Below are 1,677 nucleotides of genomic sequence, written 5' to 3' on the forward strand. Positions count from 1 at the left end.
TTTAAAACCTCTATCAGTGGTAGAGGAGCATTGTATAAGCGAAGAAGCATAAGCGTAAGCATATGTGGAGCCTATACAAGAGAGAATGCTGGCATGAGTAGCGAGAAGGGATGTGAGAATCATCCCCGTCGAAACCCTAAGGATTCCTGAGCAAGGCTCGTCCCCTCAGGGTAAGTCGGGACCTAAGGTAAGGCCGAAAGGCGTAGCCGATGGACAACAGGCTTAAATTCCTGTACCGCTTAAAGTCGCTAAGAGATGTGATGACGCAAGAGGATCAACTAGCTAGCAGATGGAATTGCTAGTCTAAAAAGTAAGGCTGTTATGTAGGCAAATCCGCATAACCAAAGGCTAAGCTTTGATAGCCATCGAAAACACAAGTAGAGAAGTAGAGAAATTCAAATTGCCAAGAAAAGTCACTATCAAGACCAAAGCGCCCGTACCAAAACCGACACAGGTAGGGAGGTAGAGAATACCAAGACGCGCGGAAGAACCTTTGTTAAGGAACTCGGCAAAATGTCCCCGTAACTTCGGGAGAAGGGGAGCCAGAGCGATCTGGCCACAGAAACCAGGCCCAAGCGACTGTTTACCAAAAACACAAGTTTCTGCAAAATCGAAAGATGAAGTATAGGAGCTGACACCTGCCCGGTGCTGGAAGGTTAAGGGGAAGAGTTAGTCGTAAGACGAAGCTTAGAACTTAAGCCCCAGTAAACGGCGGCCGTAACTATAACGGTCCTAAGGTAGCGAAATTCCTTGTCGGGTAAGTTCCGACCCGCACGAAAGGTGTAACGATTTGGGCACTGTCTCAACAAAGGATCCGGTGAAATTGTAGTAGTCGTGAAGATGCGACTTACCCACGCTAGGACGGAAAGACCCCGTGGAGCTTTACTGTAGGCTGATATTGGACTTTGAGATTAGACGTACAGGATAGTTGGGAGACGAAGACACTTGAACGCCAGTTTAGGTTAAGTCAACCTTGGGATACCAACCCTCTAATATTAAAGTTCTAACGATAACCCTTGAATCAGGGTATCGGACATTGTCAGTTGGGCAGTTTGACTGGGGCGGTCGCCTCCCAAAAAGTAACGGAGGCGTTCAAAGGTTCGCTCAGAATGGACGGAAACCATTCGAAGAGTACAAAGGCAGAAGCGAGCTTAACTGCAAAACCTACAAGTTGCGCAGAGTAGAAATACGGACTTAGTGATCCGGTGGTTCCGCATGGAAGGGCCATCGCTCAACGGATAAAAGCTACCCCGGGGATAACAGGCTTATCTCCCCCAAGAGTCCACATCGACGGGGAGGTTTGGCACCTCGATGTCGGCTCGTCTCATCCTGGGGCTGAAGTAGGTCCCAAGGGTTGGGCTGTTCGCCCATTAAAGAGGCACGCGAGCTGGGTTCAGAACGTCGTGAGACAGTTCGGTCCCTATCCAGCGTGGGCGTAAGAAATTTGAGAGGATCTGTCCTTAGTACGAGAGGACCGGGATGGACACACCGCTGGTGTACCAGTTGTTCCGCCAGGAGCATAGCTGGGTAGCTACGTGTGGAATTGATAAGTACTGAAAGCATCTAAGTACGAAGCAGGCCTCAAGATAAGATTTCTAAGAGTAGGTAAAGAAAATACCTTTGATAGGTCCAAGGTGTAAGTGCAGTAATGTATTAAGCTAATGGATACTAAACTTT

General features: G+C 48.4%; 1 rRNA gene. It reads left to right on the forward strand.

Annotated features, from left to right (window positions below):
• Nucleotides 1-1,677: ribosomal RNA gene (locus HMPREF0077_RS09880) — 23S ribosomal RNA — on the forward strand; the annotation flags it as partial.

The organism is Anaerococcus tetradius ATCC 35098 (assembly GCF_000159095.1).
GTDB lineage: Bacteria > Bacillota > Clostridia > Tissierellales > Peptoniphilaceae > Anaerococcus > Anaerococcus tetradius.